16 protein-coding genes are annotated in these 16,093 nt (G+C 65.1%); 8 read left to right on the forward strand and 8 right to left on the reverse strand.

The features are described from left to right. The first annotated feature begins 86 nt into the window (after positions 1-86). From H3Z74_RS01145 to pdxR, 6 genes are all read left to right on the forward strand, one after another. Complete coding sequence (locus H3Z74_RS01145) at positions 87-1,754, forward strand: amidohydrolase (RefSeq protein ID WP_187762202.1); 1,668 nt, start codon at positions 87-89, stop codon at positions 1,752-1,754. Between the two features lie 74 nt (positions 1,755-1,828). Continuing rightward, positions 1,829-4,024, forward strand: coding sequence for a TonB-dependent receptor (locus H3Z74_RS01150; RefSeq protein WP_187762203.1), 2,196 nt, complete (start codon positions 1,829-1,831; stop codon positions 4,022-4,024). Between the two features lie 88 nt (positions 4,025-4,112). Continuing rightward, the gene (locus H3Z74_RS01155; protein ID WP_187762204.1) at positions 4,113-6,269 is read left to right on the forward strand and encodes a S9 family peptidase; all 2,157 of its coding nucleotides are present in this window, start codon (positions 4,113-4,115) and stop codon (positions 6,267-6,269) included. Continuing rightward, a complete protein-coding gene (locus H3Z74_RS01160; RefSeq protein ID WP_187762205.1) occupies positions 6,245-6,862 on the forward strand; it encodes an FMN-binding negative transcriptional regulator in 618 nt (205 codons plus the stop codon). Before H3Z74_RS01155 ends, H3Z74_RS01160 begins: the two co-directional genes overlap by 25 nt. Next, positions 6,862-7,791 carry an alpha/beta hydrolase fold domain-containing protein gene (locus H3Z74_RS01165; protein ID WP_187762206.1) on the forward strand — a complete coding sequence of 310 codons (930 nt, stop codon included), beginning with the start codon at positions 6,862-6,864 and terminating at the stop codon, positions 7,789-7,791. Before H3Z74_RS01160 ends, H3Z74_RS01165 begins: the two co-directional genes overlap by 1 nt. A 69-nt stretch (positions 7,792-7,860) precedes the next feature. Next, on the forward strand, positions 7,861-9,324 hold the full coding sequence (gene pdxR, locus H3Z74_RS01170) for a MocR-like pyridoxine biosynthesis transcription factor PdxR (protein WP_187762207.1): 1,464 nt from the start codon (positions 7,861-7,863) through the stop codon (positions 9,322-9,324). Here pdxR and H3Z74_RS01175 read toward each other — a convergent pair whose 3' ends face one another. The 6 genes from H3Z74_RS01175 to H3Z74_RS01200 form a co-directional block, all read right to left on the reverse strand. Then, positions 9,325-9,717 (reverse strand): hypothetical protein, encoded by a 393-nt coding sequence (locus H3Z74_RS01175; protein WP_187762208.1) that lies wholly within the window; start codon positions 9,715-9,717, stop codon positions 9,325-9,327. 2 nt (positions 9,718-9,719) lie between these two features. Next, on the reverse strand, positions 9,720-10,382 hold the full coding sequence (nth, locus tag H3Z74_RS01180) for an endonuclease III (protein ID WP_187762209.1): 663 nt from the start codon (positions 10,380-10,382) through the stop codon (positions 9,720-9,722). Beyond that, the gene (locus H3Z74_RS01185) at positions 10,379-10,777 is read right to left on the reverse strand and encodes a hypothetical protein (protein WP_187762210.1); all 399 of its coding nucleotides are present in this window, start codon (positions 10,775-10,777) and stop codon (positions 10,379-10,381) included. The genes nth and H3Z74_RS01185 overlap by 4 nt, the downstream gene beginning before the upstream one ends. A 1-nt stretch (position 10,778) precedes the next feature. Continuing rightward, a complete protein-coding gene (gene dapB / locus H3Z74_RS01190) occupies positions 10,779-11,507 on the reverse strand; it encodes a 4-hydroxy-tetrahydrodipicolinate reductase (RefSeq protein ID WP_187762211.1) in 729 nt (242 codons plus the stop codon). Positions 11,508-11,634: 127 nt separating this feature from the next. Then, positions 11,635-12,687: a potassium channel family protein gene (locus tag H3Z74_RS01195; RefSeq protein WP_187762212.1), complete on the reverse strand. Its 1,053-nt coding sequence runs from the start codon at positions 12,685-12,687 to the stop codon at positions 11,635-11,637. A 185-nt stretch (positions 12,688-12,872) separates the two neighbouring features. Continuing rightward, a complete protein-coding gene (locus H3Z74_RS01200) occupies positions 12,873-13,397 on the reverse strand; it encodes a hypothetical protein (protein WP_187762213.1) in 525 nt (174 codons plus the stop codon). 502 nt (positions 13,398-13,899) lie between these two features. Here H3Z74_RS01200 and H3Z74_RS01205 point away from each other — a divergent pair. Then, a complete protein-coding gene (locus tag H3Z74_RS01205) occupies positions 13,900-14,121 on the forward strand; it encodes a DUF4287 domain-containing protein (RefSeq protein ID WP_229726813.1) in 222 nt (73 codons plus the stop codon). Positions 14,122-14,141: 20 nt separating this feature from the next. On the opposite strand, the gene H3Z74_RS01210 is transcribed toward H3Z74_RS01205, so the two are convergent. Both H3Z74_RS01210 and H3Z74_RS01215 read right to left on the reverse strand, forming a co-directional pair. Beyond that, positions 14,142-14,513 carry a hypothetical protein gene (locus tag H3Z74_RS01210; protein ID WP_187762214.1) on the reverse strand — a complete coding sequence of 124 codons (372 nt, stop codon included), beginning with the start codon at positions 14,511-14,513 and terminating at the stop codon, positions 14,142-14,144. Positions 14,514-14,816: 303 nt separating this feature from the next. Continuing rightward, complete coding sequence (locus H3Z74_RS01215) at positions 14,817-15,227, reverse strand: ArsR/SmtB family transcription factor (RefSeq protein WP_187762215.1); 411 nt, start codon at positions 15,225-15,227, stop codon at positions 14,817-14,819. A gap of 111 nt (positions 15,228-15,338) precedes the next feature. Here H3Z74_RS01215 and H3Z74_RS01220 point away from each other — a divergent pair, with 111 nt between their 5' ends. Continuing rightward, positions 15,339-16,085: a glucose 1-dehydrogenase gene (locus tag H3Z74_RS01220; RefSeq protein ID WP_187762216.1), complete on the forward strand. Its 747-nt coding sequence runs from the start codon at positions 15,339-15,341 to the stop codon at positions 16,083-16,085. Positions 16,086-16,093 lie beyond the last annotated feature (8 nt).

Genomic DNA, 16,093 nt, shown 5'->3' on the forward strand with positions numbered 1-16,093 from the left:
CTATGCTGAAATTGGATGTTTCGTGATCCGCCTTGTCAGCTCTCTATAACAAATATGACGCAGACCCTTTCTTCCCGGAGGTGCCCATGATCGATCGTCGGCAGTTCATCGGCGCGAGCGCCGCGATGATGCTTGCGTCGCCATTGTTCGCGGCGGCGCCGGGTCTGGATATCGCGCTGGTTAATGCCCGGGTGTGGACCGGGCGGCGCGAGCGTGCGGCGGTCACCGCGGTAGGGATCGTTGGCGAACGCATTGCGGCGGTCGGCGCAGGCCCGGTTCGCGCCGCGACGACCAAAGCGACGCGGGTAATCGACCTGGACGGTGCGTTCCTGTCACCCGCCTTTATCGACAATCACACGCATTTTCTGCGCGGCGCGGCAATGCTGCGCCAGCCGAGCCTGCGCGAGGCGAAAACCCCGGCCGCCTTTGCTGAGCGCGTGGCTGCCGCCGCAAGGCTGCTCAAGCCCGGCCAATGGGTCGAGGGCGGCTATTGGGACGAACAGCTCTGGGGCGGCGAATTGCCGACTCGCGCCTGGATCGACGCAGTCACGCCGGATCATCCGGTGGCGGTGTCGCGGCTCGATCTACACATGATCCTGCTCAATTCGGCTGCGCTGAAGATCGCCGGGATCGACCGCAATACGGCGGCGCCGGAAGGCGGTGTCATCGTGCGCGACGCGGCGGGCGAGCCGACCGGGATCCTCAAGGACAATGCCGCCTGGCTCGCCGAGCGCGCGATCCCCAAGCTCGACCATGCCGGGATCGAGGATGTGCTGCGCGGCGGTATCACCGAGGGGCTCTCCAAGGGCATCGCCCAGGCGCATTCGCCCGAGATCGACTGGTCGATGTACGAGGCGCTGCGGCGGCTCGGCGCGAAGGGCCGGCCCGATATGCGCTTCTATTCCTTCGTGCCGATCGCCGATTGGGAGAAGATGGCGGCGATCGTCGCGGCCGAAGGCAAGGGTGACGACTGGATCCGCTGGGGCGGGGTCAAGGGATTGATGGACGGGTCGCTCGGATCGCGTACCGCCTTGTTCCGCGATCCCTATAGCGATGCGCCGGACACGCGCGGCGTGCGGGTGACGCCGCGCGCCGATATCGCCAAATGGGTTGCCGCCGCCGATGCGCACCGCATGCCGGTCACCGTCCATGCAATCGGCGATGAAGCGAATGACGAACTGCTCGACATCTATGCCGATGTCGCGCGCGTCAACGGCAAGCGCGACCGGCGTTTCCGCATCGAACATGCCCAGCATCTCAGCTCCGCGGCGATCCCGCGCTTCGCAAAGCAGGAGGTGATCGCCTCGGTCCAGCCGTATCACGCGATAGACGATGGCCGCTGGGCGGTGAAACGGATCGGTGAGGCGCGGCTGCACGGCACCTATGCGTTCAAGTCGCTGCTCGACGCCGGCGCGCGCGTAACTTTCGGGTCGGACTGGCCGGTCGCGCCGTTCGATCCCATCACCGGAATCCATGCCGCGGTGACTCGCGCGACGATCGACGGGCTCAATCCGAATGGCTGGCTGCCCGACCAGAAGATCACGGTCGAACAGGCGCTGACCGCCTATACCAGCGCCAATGCCTTTGCCGGGTTCCAGGATGACCGGCTCGGGCTGATCGCGCCGGGCTATCTCGCCGATCTCACCATACTCGATGCCGACCCGCGCACTGTGCCGCCGGCGGACATCGCCCGCATCAAGGTGCTGCGCACCTTTGTCGGCGGGACGCAGCGTTTCGGGCCGCACAGCGGCTGACCGGAAAGGGCTCAACGAAGCCAGCCTGGGCAAGCGGCAATGGCCGCGGCTCGCATCATCAAAGGGGACCAACCATGACTCGAACCGTATCGCGCTGCCTGCCCGCCGTGTCGGCGATTGCCCTGCTTGTTGCTGGCGCTGCACCCGCCTGGGCGCAGGCCACTGATCAGACTGAGCCGGCTGCCCAGGATGCTGCGGCAAGCGGGGGCGACATCATTGTCACCGCCAGCAAGCGGTCCGAACGGTTGAGCGATGTCGCGGGTGGCGTGTCCGCCATGACCGGTGCGCAGCTCGAGGCGATCGGCGCGCAGGATTTCAAAGACTATCTCACCCGTACCTCGGGTGTCGCGTTCAATGAAGGGCCGTCGAACAATTCCGCCGCAGTGATCCGCGGTATCGGCACCACCGCGGGGCTTGATCAGGGACAGGGCAGTACGGGCTATTTCATCAACGACATCCCGATGAACGAGCCGGGCTACACCATCGTCATTCCCGATATCGACGCGTTCGACGTAGCGCGGGTCGAGGTGCTGCGCGGGCCGCAGGGGACATTGTTCGGATCGGCGTCGCTTGGCGGCGCAATCAACTTCATCTCCAACCTTGCCGATCCGAGCGGCTTTCATGCGGCGGCGGAAGGGGCGATCGGCACCACGCGTTTTTCGGCCGGGGAGGTGAACTATCGCGCCAAGGGCATGATCAACGTGCCGATCGTAGCGGACAAGCTGGCGGTGCGCGTTGTCGCGACGCAGCGGGTGGATACTGGCTATATCGACAATGTCGGCACTGGCGTGAAGGGCTCGAACGACGTCCACACGTTCGGCATGCGCGGGTCGATCTTCTTCACGCCCGACGTCGATACCACGATCAGCTATCTCGGCCTGTATCAGAAGACCAGGACCGATGATCCCAGCGTCAGCAATCTCGGGCTTGGCCTGCTTCAGCGTTCGAGCAAGTTCGAAGTCCCGATGATCTTCAAGACGCAGTTGCACAGCCTGCGGCTCGATCACGATTTCGGCTTCGCCACTGCGACTATGATCGGGACGTACAATCGCAAGACCGGTGACATCTATGACGATTTCACCTCGATCCCGTTCTATGCCGGCCTGAATCCAGGGACACACCACTTCCTGCAGGCGGGGCAGAGTGACACCTTCTCCTATGAAGTCCGCTTCGCGTCGCCCAAGGGTGAGACGTTCGACTGGCTGATCGGCGCGACGCATATCGACACGACCAAGGGCTTTCAGGAACATCTGTCGTCGCCCGGCTATGCCGCGGCGCATCCGGCCGAGGTCGCGGCGGGCCTGACGCGCGGCGACGAATATTATTATGGAGCATCGCACACCAAGGGCGACGAGAATGCGCTGTTCGGCGAGGCCAATCTGCATTTCGGCCCGGTCACCATCACTGGCGGCGGCCGGTTGTTCCGTACCCAGACCGATACCTATACCGACCAGTTCGGCATCTTTGCCGGCGGCACGGTGATCAATCCACCCTACCGCGTCGAAGATTCGGGCTTCGCACCCAAGGCATCGATCAAGTTTCAGCCAAATCCTGACCTGATGTTCTATGCGCTGGCCTCGAAGGGCTATCGTTTCGGATCGCCCAACACGCTGCCGCAGCTCGCCGGCTCGCCGATCCCAGCCGGTACGACGTCGGACAGTTTGTGGAATTATGAGGTCGGCACGCGTTTCAGCCTGATCGACCGCAAGCTCTTCGTCAGCGTCACCGGCTTCTATATCGACTGGACCAATTTGCAGGTCCGGCTGCGTCGGATGGGTGACGGACTGACCTATGGCGCCAACGCCGGTGCCGCCGAGATCTATGGCGCCGAAGCATCCGCCACGCTCAATCTGGGCGGCCTGTCGCTCGCATCCAACCTGACCTATCTCGACGCCAAGCTGACCGAGGATATTCCGACCGCGGTGCCCCCTTTGGCATCGGGCAAGCGGCTGCCCTCTGCGGCGAAGTGGCGCATCTCCAATACCGCCTCTTATAATTTCGGTGGCGCGGCGGCGCCGACGGTGACCCTGCTGCACCGCTATGTGTCGCGCTCGCCGGGTTTCCTCAACGAGAACACGACCTTTGCGCCCTATCATATCTTCGACGCGCGGGTGTCGGCGAAGATCGGCGAGTTCACGATCGCCGCGTTCGCGGAGAATATCGGCGACAAGCGCGCCATCACCTTCGGCTATCAGGATTTCGGATCCGGCGCGAGCCGGTTCATCGTCAAGCCGCGCACCTTCGGCCTGCAGGCCAATTGGGCGATGTGATCCACAGGCGGGGTGGCCGGCAAAGTCGGCCGCCCCGCGCCATCTGGATGGGAATGACATGATCGACCGGCGACATCTTTGCGTATCGATGCTGGCCCTGGCCGCCGGGGCGGTCGCCAGGCCGGGCGTGGCGCTGGCCGCCAAGCCGCGCTGGCCGGTGCCGCCACAGCCCGCGCGCGTACCGACGATCGTCGGCAAGTTCGGCCATCAGCGTAACGATGATTATGCCTGGATGCGGCCGAAGGACTGGCATGCGGTGCTGCGCGATCCCGCAACGCTCGACGCCCCGATCGCCGCCGCGGTGAAGGCCGAGAACGACTATACCGATGCGATGCTCGCACCGTCGAAGCCGCTGCAGGCGGCGTTGCTGGCGCGCACTCATGCCGTCGAGGCCGGCGCCGCCGCGCCGATCGAGGTCGAGGATGGCGACTATCTCTATTATCAGCGCCAGCCGGCCGGCAGCCAATATCCGGTCTTCGCGCGCCGCCCGGTCGGCGGCGGGGCGGAGCAGGTGCTGCTCGATGTCGGCGCCGAGGCGGCGGGCAAACCGTTCTTCGCGTTGCACTGGGGCGGCACCTTCCACAGCCCCGACCAGAAATTGTTCGGCTGGTCGCAGGACCTGACCGGATCGGGCATATTCGGCATCCGTGTGCGCGACATCGCGACCGGCAAGATGGTCGTGACCGACATCGACGAAAGCCATGGCAGCTTCGCCTTCGATGCCGGCGGCCGTTACCTTTTCTGGGTCGGCCGCGACGGCAATGGCCATCCCAATTCGGTGTGGCGGCGCGACATGCAGAGCGGCAAGGACGTGCAAATCCATGCCGAGAGCGATCCGGCCTTCTTCATCGAGCTGAAGACCACCGCCTCGGGCGGCTTCGTGGTGATCCGCATGGCCAACAGCGCACAGACCGAAGCCTGGCTGGTCCCGGCGAGCGATCCGACGGCGAAACCTGTCCTGGTCGAGAAGCGCGCGCCCGACCTGCGTTACGATGTCGATCACTGGAACGACCGGCTGGTGATCCTGACCGATGTCGATGGCGCGATCGACATGAAGATCATGACCGCGCCGGTCGCGACGCCGGGCCGCGCGCATTGGCAGGAGTGGGTGCCGCACGAAGCCGGCCGTTTCATCGCCGCGATCCATCCGTTCAGGGACGTGATGGTGCGCGAGGAGTGGCGCGACGCGCTGCCTCGCCTGGTGATGATGGGTAAGGATGGCACGGAGCGCCAGGTTGCGTTCGACGAGCCGGCCTATGCCCTGTCGGTGCCGCACGGCCAGGGCTGGGGAGCGTCGGCGCTGTCCTTCATCTATCAATCGCCGCGCCTTGCGCCGCGCCCTTATCGCCTGACACTGAAGGACGGGGCATCGGCTCCGGCAAAACCGGCTGTGGCCAATCCGGCCTATGATCCGGGCAAATATGATCTCGAGCGGATCGAGGCACAGACCGACGACGGCGTGCGCGTACCGATCACCATCCTGCGCCGCAAGGGCATGCCGAAGGACGGCAAGGCGCCCTTGTTCCTCTACGGCTATGGCTCGTACGGCGCGACTGTCGATGCCGCGTTCGAGGCCGGCAAGATCGCCCTGGTCGACCAGGGCTGGACCTATGCCATCGCGCATGTTCGCGGCGGTGCGGAGCGCGGCAATGACTGGTGGCGGTCGGTGCTCAAGACCGGCAAGAAGAAGAGCTTCACCGACTTCATCGCCTGTGCCGAGCATCTGATCGCCGGGGGCTATGCCGCCAAGGGCCGGATCGTCGCGCATGGCTATTCGGCCGGCGGATTGCTGATGGGGGCGGTTTATACGATGCGGCCGGATCTCTGGGCGGGCGTGATCGCGCAGGTGCCGTTCGTCGACCCACTCAATACGATGGACTATTTCGAGAGCCATCCGCTCGGCCTGACCGCGCTGCCGATCTGGGGCGATCCCCGCGTGCCGGCGGAATATGCCTATATCGCGAGCTATTCGCCCTATGACCAGTTGAAGCCCGCCGCCTATCCGGCCTTGCTTGCGACCGGCAGCGTCGCCGACGAACGCGTCGCTTTCTACGAGCCGCTCAAGTTCGCGGTGCGCGCGCGGGCGCTGACCACCGCGGGCAATCCGGTGATGGCGCGGATCGCGACCACCGGCGGGCATATGGGCGCGTCGGGCGCGTCCGCGGCCCTCGCGCAGGAAGCGCTGTTTCACGCCTTCGCCATCTGGGCGGCGGAGCGCAAATGGGGCGCCGTGCCACAGCGATGAAGAGCAAATTCTCACCCGGTTCGCCGGCCGATGTCGCCGCGTTCGTGCGCGCGCAAATGCTCGCGCTGGTCGTGTCGCATGGCCCCGAGGGTTATGCGACGACGCCGTTGCCGCTGCTGCCCGAAACCAATGAAGCCGGCGAAATAGTCGAATTCTTCGGCCATTTCGCGCGCGCCAATCCGCAAGCGGCGATGGTACGCGACCAGCCGCGCGCGCTGATTCTGTTCCAGGGGCCGCATGCCTATATCCCGCCCGCCTGGGTGTCGACGCCAGGTTGGGCGCCGACCTGGAACTATGCGGTCGCGCAGTTCGAGGTCGACATTCGCTTGCTGCCACAGGAGAACGACCGCGCGATCGCCGAACTGGTGAATGTGCTGGAAGGCCGGAAGGCGGATGCCTGGACCGTGGGGGCGATGGGCGATCGTTATGCGAAGATGCTCCCGCATATTGTCGCATTCCGCGCGACAGTGATTCGTGCCGAGGCCAAGTTCAAACTCGGCCAGGACGAATCCGCCACGGCGTTCGAAGAGATCGTCGCCGCACTTGGCGACACGCCGTTGTCGCAGATGATGCGTGCAGCCCGGCAATCGTGATGCCCGACGATCTCGATCCCGATATCCGCGTCTTCCATCGCCGGGTGATGGCCGATTATGCGCGTCACGGTGCGGACGGCCCGGTCGATGTCGCCGACCGCCGGCGGATCGCGGCGCTGGTACGGGAGCCGTGGAACATCGGCGGGCCGGTGATGGCGTCGACTCGCGAGCTGCAGGTGGGGGGCGTGCGCGTCCGGCTCCACCGGCCAGGCGATGCGCCGGACCTGCCGGTGCTGGTCTATCTCCATGGCGGCGGCTGGGTGTTGTTCAGCATCGACACGCATGACCGGCTGATGCGCGATTATGCCGCGCGTAGCGGCTGCGCGGTACTTGGCGTGGAGTATAGCCTCAGCCCCGAGGCGCGCTATCCACAGGCACTGAACGAGATCGACGCCGTGCTTGGCTGGCTGCGCGCCGAGGGGGCTGCGCTTGGGCTGGATCCGCAGCGGATCGCGATCGGCGGCGATTCCGCCGGCGGCAATCTGTCGCTCGCGACTGCGTTGCGGCTGCGCGATACCGGCCGCGACTGGATCAGTGCGATGCTGCTCAATTACGGTGCGTTCGACACCGCGCGGTGCGCATCGCACGCGCGGTTCGACAGCGACGACTATATCCTCAACCCGGACGAGATGGACGCGTTCTGGGACGATTATCTCGGCGATGCGGACCGTAACGATCCCTATGTCCGGCCGCTGCTCGCTGACCTGACCGGCTTGCCGCCGGCGTTCCTGTGCATTGCCGAATGCGACATATTGGCGGACGAGAATCGCGCGATGGCGGCGCGTCTCGCTGCAGCGGGCGTGGCGGTCGAGGCGCGGGTCTATCCGGGCGCGACGCACAGCTTCATCGAGGCGGCGAGCATTGCACCGCTCGCCGCGCGTGCGATCGAGGACGCTTCGCGCTGGCTTGCCGAACAGTTGAAGCGTTGAGCCGATGCTTGCCGCCTGCGGAGGGCTGGCCCATGAAGCGGCCTGAATTGATGAGGTGATCGGGGTCCAATGCTGCGACCATGGAAGGTGATGCTGTCCGAGCGGATCAGCGCTGCGCGGTCGATGCCGCTCTACCTCCAGATCGTCCATGCGCTGATCCATGAGATTCAACGCGGACGCCTTGCGCCGGGCACGTATCTGCCGAGCAGCCGCGAACTCGCTGCGACGCTCGAGGTCAATCGCAAGACGATCGTGCTCGCCTATGACGACCTGACTGCGCAGGGTTGGCTCGAATCCAGGGGTACGCGCGGTACGATGATTGCTGCGAACCTGCCCGAACAGCCGCTCGAGCTGCACGGTGTCAGCGCACCGTCCGACACTGCCGAATTTCCCTTCGCAATGACCGAGAGCGCGCCCTTCGTGCTGTCGGGCAGCGACTGGCTGACCTTTGACGAGGGCACGCCCGATTGCCGGCTGTTTCCGACCGAGCTGCTCGCCCGCGCCTATCGCGACGCGATCGGACGGGCGCGGCGCGGCAACCGGCTGCGCTATGGCGATCCGCGCGGGTCGGCGGTGCTGCGCCAGTGCATCGCCGACATGCTCAATGCGCAGCGCGGGCTGGTCGCGGGTATCGACAATATCTGCATCACGCGCGGCAGTCAGATGGGCGTGTCGCTCGCGGCGAGGATCCTGCTTGCGCCGGGCGACACGGTGCTGATGGAATCGCTGAGCTACGCGCCCGCCGCCACCGCGTTCCAGGCGATGGGCGCCAGGGTGGTCGGCGTGCCGCTTGACCGCGACGGTATCGATGTCGAGATGGTCGAGCGCATGTGCCGGCTGCACCGCGTCCGCGCGATCTTTCTGACGCCGCACCACCAGTTTCCCACCACCGTTGCGCTGCGCCCCGAGCGGCGCTTGCGGTTGCTCGAACTCGCGCGGCAATTCGCCTTTGCGATCATCGAGGATGATTACGATCATGAATATCATTTTGAATCGCAGCCGTTGTTGCCGCTCGCCAGCTACGCGCCCGGGCGGATCATCTATATCGGCTCGCTGTCCAAGCTGACGCTGCCGAGCCTGCGCATCGGCTATATCGTCGCGCCGACACGCGTGATCGACGCCATCGCGCATCAGGTCATGTCGCTCGACCGACAGGGCAACACGCTGACCGAGGATGCTGTCGCCGAGCTGATCGATGCCGGCGAGCTGCGTCGCCATGCGCGCAAGATGAACATCGTCTATGCCGCGCGACGCGACGCCTTCGCCGCGGCGCTCAAGCGTCATCTCGGCGGGCTGGCCGAGTTCGATGTGCCCGATGGCGGGCTCGCCTTCTGGCTGCGCTTCAGCGACCCGGCGCTACTCGATCGGATCGACCGCAACGGCGCGGCGGTGGGGCTGCGCTTCGCGCCCTCCACCTCTTATGCGACCGCACCGTCGGTGGAGCGCGGCCTGCGGCTCGGCTTTGCCAGCCTTGACGAGACGGAGGCGAATGACGCGCTGCGCCGTTTGCGCGCAGCCGCCGACCTTAAATGATCAGCGCTTCGCCTTCTTCACCAGCGTCACCGGCTGGAACTGACCCAGGCCGCAGCTTGCGCCCCGAATGGTCGGCGGCGATTGCAGCACGGTGATGATGTCGACCGAACAGAGCTGGTTGAGCGAAGTCTTGTAACTGAAGCTCTCCTCGAACCCCAGGCCCGGGCAGCTTTGCGGCAGTGTGTTGCGATAGATCTTGCCGCCCTGCATCTCGAAATCGATCACCTGGTCGCTGCGCACATGGCTCTGGCGGATGCGGTTGAGCTGGATGCAGCTTTCGGACTTGCCGGCGGGCGTTGCCTCCGGAACCTGATTGCGGTCGCGCGCGATGCCGGGAGCGGCGATCGCCGTGACGATCAGGATGGGGGCAAGTGCGATGAGCAGGGTGCGCATAGCTAGATCTCCTGGTGCGCCGTGCCTTTTGGGGCGGGCGTCTTGGGCTTGAACGCACACAGGTCGCGAACGATGCAGCGCCAGCATTCGGGCGTGCGTGCCTTGCAGGTGTATCGGCCGTGCAGGATTAACCAGTGATGAGCATGGAGCCGGAAGGGCTGGGGCGTCACCTTGTCGAGTACCAGCTCGACCGCCAGCGGCGTCTTGCCGCGTGCCAGGCCGGTGCGGTTGCCGACGCGGAAGATATGCGTGTCGACCGCGAAGGTCTCATGCCCGAACGCGGTGTTGAGCACGACATTGGCGGTTTTGCGCCCCACCCCGGGCAGCCTCTCCAGCGCGTCGCGATCGTCCGGCACCTGGCCGCCATGATCGCGGATCAGCGCTTCGGACAAGGCGATGACGTTCTTCGCCTTGGTGTTGAACAGGCCGATCGTCTTGATGTGCTGCTTCAGTTCGGCCTCACCCAAGGCGACCATCTTCGCGGGCGTGTCGACTTCCTCGAACAGCAGCCGGGTCGCCTTGTTGACCCCCACATCGGTCGACTGGGCGGAGAGGGCAACGGCGACCAGCAACTGATAGGGATTGCCGTATGCGAGCTCGGTTTCGGGGTGCGGATTGTCGGCGGCGAGGCGGGCGTAGAATTCGACGACGTCGGCGCGCTTCATGCCGCACCGGTCATGGCATCGTCGCGGCGCCGCATCGCCATGCCCTGGAGGACCAAAGTGGCCAGCGCGACGACCTGCCACAGTGCCCAGAGCGAGAGCCACAGCCAGGCGATGCCGCCGACGCGGTGCATATATCCCACGCCTTCGCTTATCGTGGCGTTCAGCAACAGCAGGTCGAGCACCACGGCAAGAATGACGATGGCGACGCTCATGCCGACCTCGCCGCGATCGGCGCGGGCCAGACGAACGGCGGCGAGCGGGAACAGAATCGGGCACGCCAGGGAGAAGAAGAACGGCGTGACCCAGCCATGGCCTGCGCCGGTCATCGCCAGCGCGACATACAGGCTGAACAGGCCGACCAGCACGCCGATTGCGCCGCCGAGGATCGCTTTCATCTTACAGCCCCAGCACGTCGCTCATGCCGTAGCGCCCCGCCGGCTTCCCCGCGAGCCACAGCGCGGCGGTGATCGCGCCACGCGCGAAAATCTCGCGGTTCTCCGCGCGGTGGCCGATCTCGATCCGCTCGCCTTCGCCGGCGAAGACGACGAGATGGTCGCCGGCGACCGATCCGCCGCGCAAGCTGGCAAAGCCGATCGTCCCTTCGGAGCGTGCACCGGTCAGGCCGGCGCGGTCGGCCACTTTCGCCTCGGCCAGAGTGATGTCGCGTCCCTCGGCCGCCGCCTCGCCGAGCAGCAGCGCGGTGCCGGACGGCGCGTCGACCTTGTGGCGGTGATGCATCTCGAGGATCTCGATATCCCAGTCGGGGCCAAGTCGCGCGGCGGCGTCACGCACCAGCCGGGCGAGCAGAGTGACGCCGAGCGAGACATTGCCGGTCTGCAGTACGGCGATCTCGGCGGCGGCTGCGTCGATCAGCGCATGGTGCTGGGGTCCGAGACCAGTGGTGCCGATCAGGATCGGCGTGCCCGATGCGCGCGCCGCGGCAAGCGTTGCCTCCAGCGCGCCGGGCACCGAGAAGTCGATCAACACATCCGCGTCGCGCGTCAGCACCGCGGGGTCGCCGCCAGCGTCGATCCCGCCGACCAGGGTCGCGCCGAGGTCGGGGATCGCCGCGGCCAGCGCCTGACCCATGCGCCCCGCGCTGCCGATGATGCCGATCGAAGTCATGATGTCGTCGTCCAGGGGCTGAGGCCGTGGGAAGCCAAAAGGTCGGGGTGGGCGGAGCGATGTGCTGCCACAACAGGGGTGCCTGAGAACAGGCTTTTCTGCATCGGAACAGGATGACTGGGGAGGGTCAGGCAGGCGCGACCGGTTGCGCCTCGCTCTTGGGGACGATCTCCACCACCAGGTCGCCGGTCTGGAGCTTGCCGACTTCGGGCTGCCAGAAGCCATAGCATTCGGTGCCACGATAGATGCGCAGGCCAAGCCCGGTCAGGATCGCGGCCAGCGGCTTGCCGACCTCTTCCGCGGTGACGCGACGTTCATGCAGTGCGACGCGGCCGTCTGAGGCAGCGAGATCGGCCATGTAATCGGCGATGTGCGGCCCATGCGTCGACCCGGCGAGCAGCAGGCCGGCAAAGCTGGCGGGGTTGATCACGGTGGTTGCGCCGGCCTGCCGCGCCAGCGCCTCATTGTCCTCGGAGCGGATGATCACGCTGATCGGCACATCGGGGGCGAGGCGGCGTGCGGTCAGCACGATCAGGATCGAAGTGTCGTCGCGTCCCGCCGCGACGATCAGCGCGCGGGCGTGCCCGACCTGCACCGCGTCGAGCGTCGCGTTGCGCGTGGCGTCGGCGTTGATGACCGTTGCACCGACATCCTCGGCCGCCTCGATCGCCGCGGGCCGCTCGTCGATCACCACGATGGTCGATGCGTCGGTGCCGCGACGGATCAGCTCACTGACCGCCTCGGACCCGCTGGTGCCATAGCCAACGACCACGACATGGTCCTGCAGCTTGCGCTGGATCACTTTCATCCGCCATCTCTCCCACGCACCCTTGAGCAGGAAATCATACGCCGTGCCAAGGAAGATCAGCCATACGAACAAGCGGATCGGCGTGACCAGGAAACTGTCGAACAGGCGCGCCTGATCCGACACCGGCACGATATCGCCATAACCGACCGAGGTGATGGTGATGATGGTGAAATAGACCACATCGGTGAAGCTGATTGCGCCATCGGCATTATCGCGCAGCCCGTCGCGGTCGAACCAGAAGATTGCCAGTGCGACCCCGATCAGCGCAAAGGCCAGCGCCACGCGGAACAGCAAGGACAGCCAGGGCGGCGTCGCACCCTTGCGGCGTAGCGCCAGGCGGCGGTCACGGATCGGCAGCAAGCGGCGTATCATGATGCTTTGTAGCGCGGTTGGCGGCGGTGTCGAAGCGTTTGACGGGGGCGATGACGAGCAAGGGGGGCAGGGGGCATCAGGCCAATTTCCCTCGCCGCGGGAATTTTTCCGGTACTTGCGGGACCGTCTGAACAGGGGCGGGGCGAATGCCGGGCTTCCGGCTATCCGGGTGGAGGGATCGCCGCTCAGCTTGTCGCGGGCGGCCCCTGGGTCTCGCGCGCCCCCTTGCGCACTTCGGCGCCCGTCTTCGGCGCCTGTCCGGCCGCCGTGCCGATACTGCCGTTGCCGGGCCAGCGATAGGCGGTGATATCCGCCCTGGCTGCATCGAACGGCCGCCCGCTGAGCGCGGCGTCGACATGTTCGATGACGGCGTTGCGATGCATCTTGGCCAGGCCCGCGGCTGGGCCGTCACCGCCCCCGCTGCAGGTGACGGTGACATGAGTCTGCCCGGCATCCCTGGGCAGAGCCGCGAGCTTCAGGTCGCAGCGGTAGCTGGCAAGGTCGCCCTTCTCGATCCAGATGACCTTATCGACGCCGTTGCCGCTGATCTCGTTTGCCGTCGCGCCGTCGTCCGGCGGTTCGAACTTGATGGTGCTGAGCGTTTCATATGCCGTCGCCACCGGGACGGGGTAGACATTCGCGGGATGCTGCCGGAGGAAAAGATACGCTGCCCCGGCCGCCAGGATCACGCCCCCCGCCAACAAACGCATGACAAGCTCCTTCGGAGAGAGTTGCTGCAGGCAATTGTACCGGGCGGGGCTTACCAATTCTTTACAGTGGGGCGGGGTGCTGCGCCGGTGCTGTTTTTGCTGTTTTGAGGCGGCAATTTTTCCGATGCTGTTAAGTTGGATTTTTGGTCGGAATTATTGGCGTGTTTTCAGCGGCTTGCGGACGAAAATGCTGTTATTGAGTAACAGCAAGGAAACAGCAGCATAACAGCACGGAACAGCAGCGGATTGGATGCTGTTCTGCGACGGGTCCGCGGACGGAAATCGTCTTTGGTTTATCGGTCATGTCAAAGAGCGGAGGATCGACTTTGGACGAGCCGGTCCTGGCGGAGCGGTGACATGAGTGGAGGTAGGTTTGAATCGAGGAGGTGCTTCGTCCCGATGACGGTTATGGGTCGTAAGCGATCCGGCTGCTTTCAGGGTTTGCCCGTAAGGGCGTTGCGTTCCGACAACGGACTTGACCCGTCAGCATTTGGTGAATTGAATGGCGCGCATGACCGAAGAGAAAATCACAGGCCCTGCTTCCTACTTCCCGTCCATCGAGAAGAAGTACGGCCGCACCATCGCCGAATGGAAAGCTTTCCTACGCGAGCGTTACCCCGCCAAGCACATGGAACTCGTCGCCATGCTCAAGGACGAGCACGGCATGGGTCATGGCCACGCAAATGCGCTCGTCGCCCACACTTTGGCCGAGGACAAGGGCTAGGCGCCCTTTCGGGGCGCGGACTATTCCGACCAGGCATCCGCATAGATCGTCCGTGTCGGATCGTCCGCGTCCGGATGCAGCCAGATCCCGCCCAGCTCGCCGGTCTGGATAAAGACGCCGCGATGCTCCGCATCCGCGCTGACCGCGCACCAGCCACCGGGGGCTGCTTCGGTCTGCTTCCACCCGGCCAGGCATTGCCGGCGGACATGGGCGGTCAGTTTGTCGGCGATCGCGTCGTAGCGTGCCTTCAGGACATAGTTGGTTTCGCCATGCGCCCATGATTCGGAAGTCCGCAGCTCGACTACCGCTATTCCCTGCAGCGCTACGGTGCCTGGTTTCAGCACCGCGACCGCCGAGATGCTCGCATCGGGTTCACCGTCGATTCCCGGCATAGGCTCGCACTTGACCGAAATGCGCGCCACCCGGCCGCGCCAGGGGGCTTCAGTTCGTCGAGCCGCCCGGCATGCACCGGCGCGCAGCCTTTCCCTGACGTCTGGTCGCCGCCATGCGCCAAAGTGGGACCTTTGATGTCGAGTATCTCAAGCGGCGCGGCGGATACGCCGGCCAGGGCAAGCAAATGCAGCCAAGCCAGCCAGGTCATGCGGGATGCGCCTCAGGTCTGCGATTCTTCATAAAGCAGCTATACAGGACGGCATCGGAAAATGACGTCATTTCCTGTCGCGATGTCGCACGGATCAAGGCTGAGTCGCGTTTCCAATGAGCGTATCGTCGCTGATTCCCGTCACCGAATTCCCCGTTGAGCCGGTGCTCGCGTCCTGTTCGATGATCCGCGCATACGCGGTCAGGATGGCGAGAACCAGGCCGGGGAAACGTTCGTCCACTTCCGCGCAGCGCGACGTGTTGCGCATTTCCACGCCATGCCGCTCGGACCGGATCAGCCCGGCTTCGCGCAGGATCTTGAAATGTTGCGAGAGCGACGATTTGGGAATGACCCGGTCGCCGAAGCTGGCAAAGACCGAACATTTCTCGACACAGCCGGCGCCGGCGATCCCGGAGAAGATCGCTGCGCGTTCCGGATCCGACAAGGCGTGAAGCACTGCCTCCGGCCGGATGTCGTCGATCGAGGGATGCAGAAAGGGTCGCATGTTTTTTTAGATAGCGGCCATTGACGGTCAGTTCAATAGTTCCAATATTCCGAACAACGGGACTAGGTGCGTCATATCGGCCGCCGGTCTATCGTCGAAAGGAATGAAATCATGTCGAAACTGGCAGGCAAGGTCGCGGTGGTCACCGGCGCATCCAAGGGAATCGGCGCGGGCATTGCCAAGGCATTGGCCGCAGAAGGCGCCGCGGTCGTGGTCAATTATGCATCGAGCAAGGCGGGCGCGGATGTGGTGGTCCAGGCGATCACCGAAGCCGGCGGCAAGGCGGTCGCAGTACAGGGCGACGTCACCAAAGCGAGCGAAGCGCAAAGCGTGATCGACGCGGCGATCAGCAATTTCGGGCGGCTGGACGTGCTGGTCAACAATTCGGGCATCTACGAATTCGCGCCGATCGAGGCCGTGACCGAAGAGCTGTACCGCCGCATGTTCGACGTCAATGTGCTCGGCGTGCTGCTGACCACGCAGGCGGCGTCGAAGCATCTCGGCGAAGGCGGCAGCGTGATCAATATCTCGTCGGCGGTGACCAGCCTGTTCCCGCCGGACTCGACCGTCTATACCGGCACCAAGGGCGCGGTCGACGCGATCACCGGCGTGCTGGCGGTCGAATTCGGTCCACGCAAGATCCGCGTCAATGCAATCAACCCCGGCGCGGTCGAGACCGAGGGCGTCCACAGTGCGGGCTTTATCGGGTCGGATTTCATCAACACCATCGTGGCGCAGACGCCGCTTGGCCGAATTGGTCAGCCGGACGACATCGCGAGCATCGCGGTGTTCCTGGCCTCCGACGATTCACGCTGGCTGACCGGTGAGAAGCTCACCGCCAGTGGCGGGCTGCGCTGATCCGCTGA

The organism is Sphingomonas alpina, assembly GCF_014490665.1.
GTDB classification, from domain to species: Bacteria; Pseudomonadota; Alphaproteobacteria; order Sphingomonadales; family Sphingomonadaceae; genus Sphingomonas; species Sphingomonas alpina.

Coding starts and splice junctions, on each gene's coding strand:
- H3Z74_RS01145 (WP_187762202.1), top strand. CDS start 87: ATGATCGATCGTCGGCAGTTCATCGGCGCGAGCGCCGCGATGATGCTT.
- H3Z74_RS01150 (WP_187762203.1), top strand. CDS start 1,829: ATGACTCGAACCGTATCGCGCTGCCTGCCCGCCGTGTCGGCGATTGCC.
- H3Z74_RS01155 (WP_187762204.1), top strand. CDS start 4,113: ATGCTGGCCCTGGCCGCCGGGGCGGTCGCCAGGCCGGGCGTGGCGCTG.
- H3Z74_RS01160 (WP_187762205.1), top strand. CDS start 6,245: ATGGGGCGCCGTGCCACAGCGATGAAGAGCAAATTCTCACCCGGTTCG.
- H3Z74_RS01165 (WP_187762206.1), top strand. CDS start 6,862: ATGCCCGACGATCTCGATCCCGATATCCGCGTCTTCCATCGCCGGGTG.
- pdxR (WP_187762207.1), top strand. CDS start 7,861: ATGCTGCGACCATGGAAGGTGATGCTGTCCGAGCGGATCAGCGCTGCG.
- H3Z74_RS01175 (WP_187762208.1), bottom strand. CDS start 9,717: ATGCGCACCCTGCTCATCGCACTTGCCCCCATCCTGATCGTCACGGCG.
- nth (WP_187762209.1), bottom strand. CDS start 10,382: ATGAAGCGCGCCGACGTCGTCGAATTCTACGCCCGCCTCGCCGCCGAC.
- H3Z74_RS01185 (WP_187762210.1), bottom strand. CDS start 10,777: ATGAAAGCGATCCTCGGCGGCGCAATCGGCGTGCTGGTCGGCCTGTTC.
- dapB (WP_187762211.1), bottom strand. CDS start 11,507: ATGACTTCGATCGGCATCATCGGCAGCGCGGGGCGCATGGGTCAGGCG.
- H3Z74_RS01195 (WP_187762212.1), bottom strand. CDS start 12,687: ATGATACGCCGCTTGCTGCCGATCCGTGACCGCCGCCTGGCGCTACGC.
- H3Z74_RS01200 (WP_187762213.1), bottom strand. CDS start 13,397: ATGCGTTTGTTGGCGGGGGGCGTGATCCTGGCGGCCGGGGCAGCGTAT.
- H3Z74_RS01205 (WP_229726813.1), top strand. CDS start 13,900: ATGGCGCGCATGACCGAAGAGAAAATCACAGGCCCTGCTTCCTACTTC.
- H3Z74_RS01210 (WP_187762214.1), bottom strand. CDS start 14,513: ATGCCGGGAATCGACGGTGAACCCGATGCGAGCATCTCGGCGGTCGCG.
- H3Z74_RS01215 (WP_187762215.1), bottom strand. CDS start 15,227: ATGCGACCCTTTCTGCATCCCTCGATCGACGACATCCGGCCGGAGGCA.
- H3Z74_RS01220 (WP_187762216.1), top strand. CDS start 15,339: ATGTCGAAACTGGCAGGCAAGGTCGCGGTGGTCACCGGCGCATCCAAG.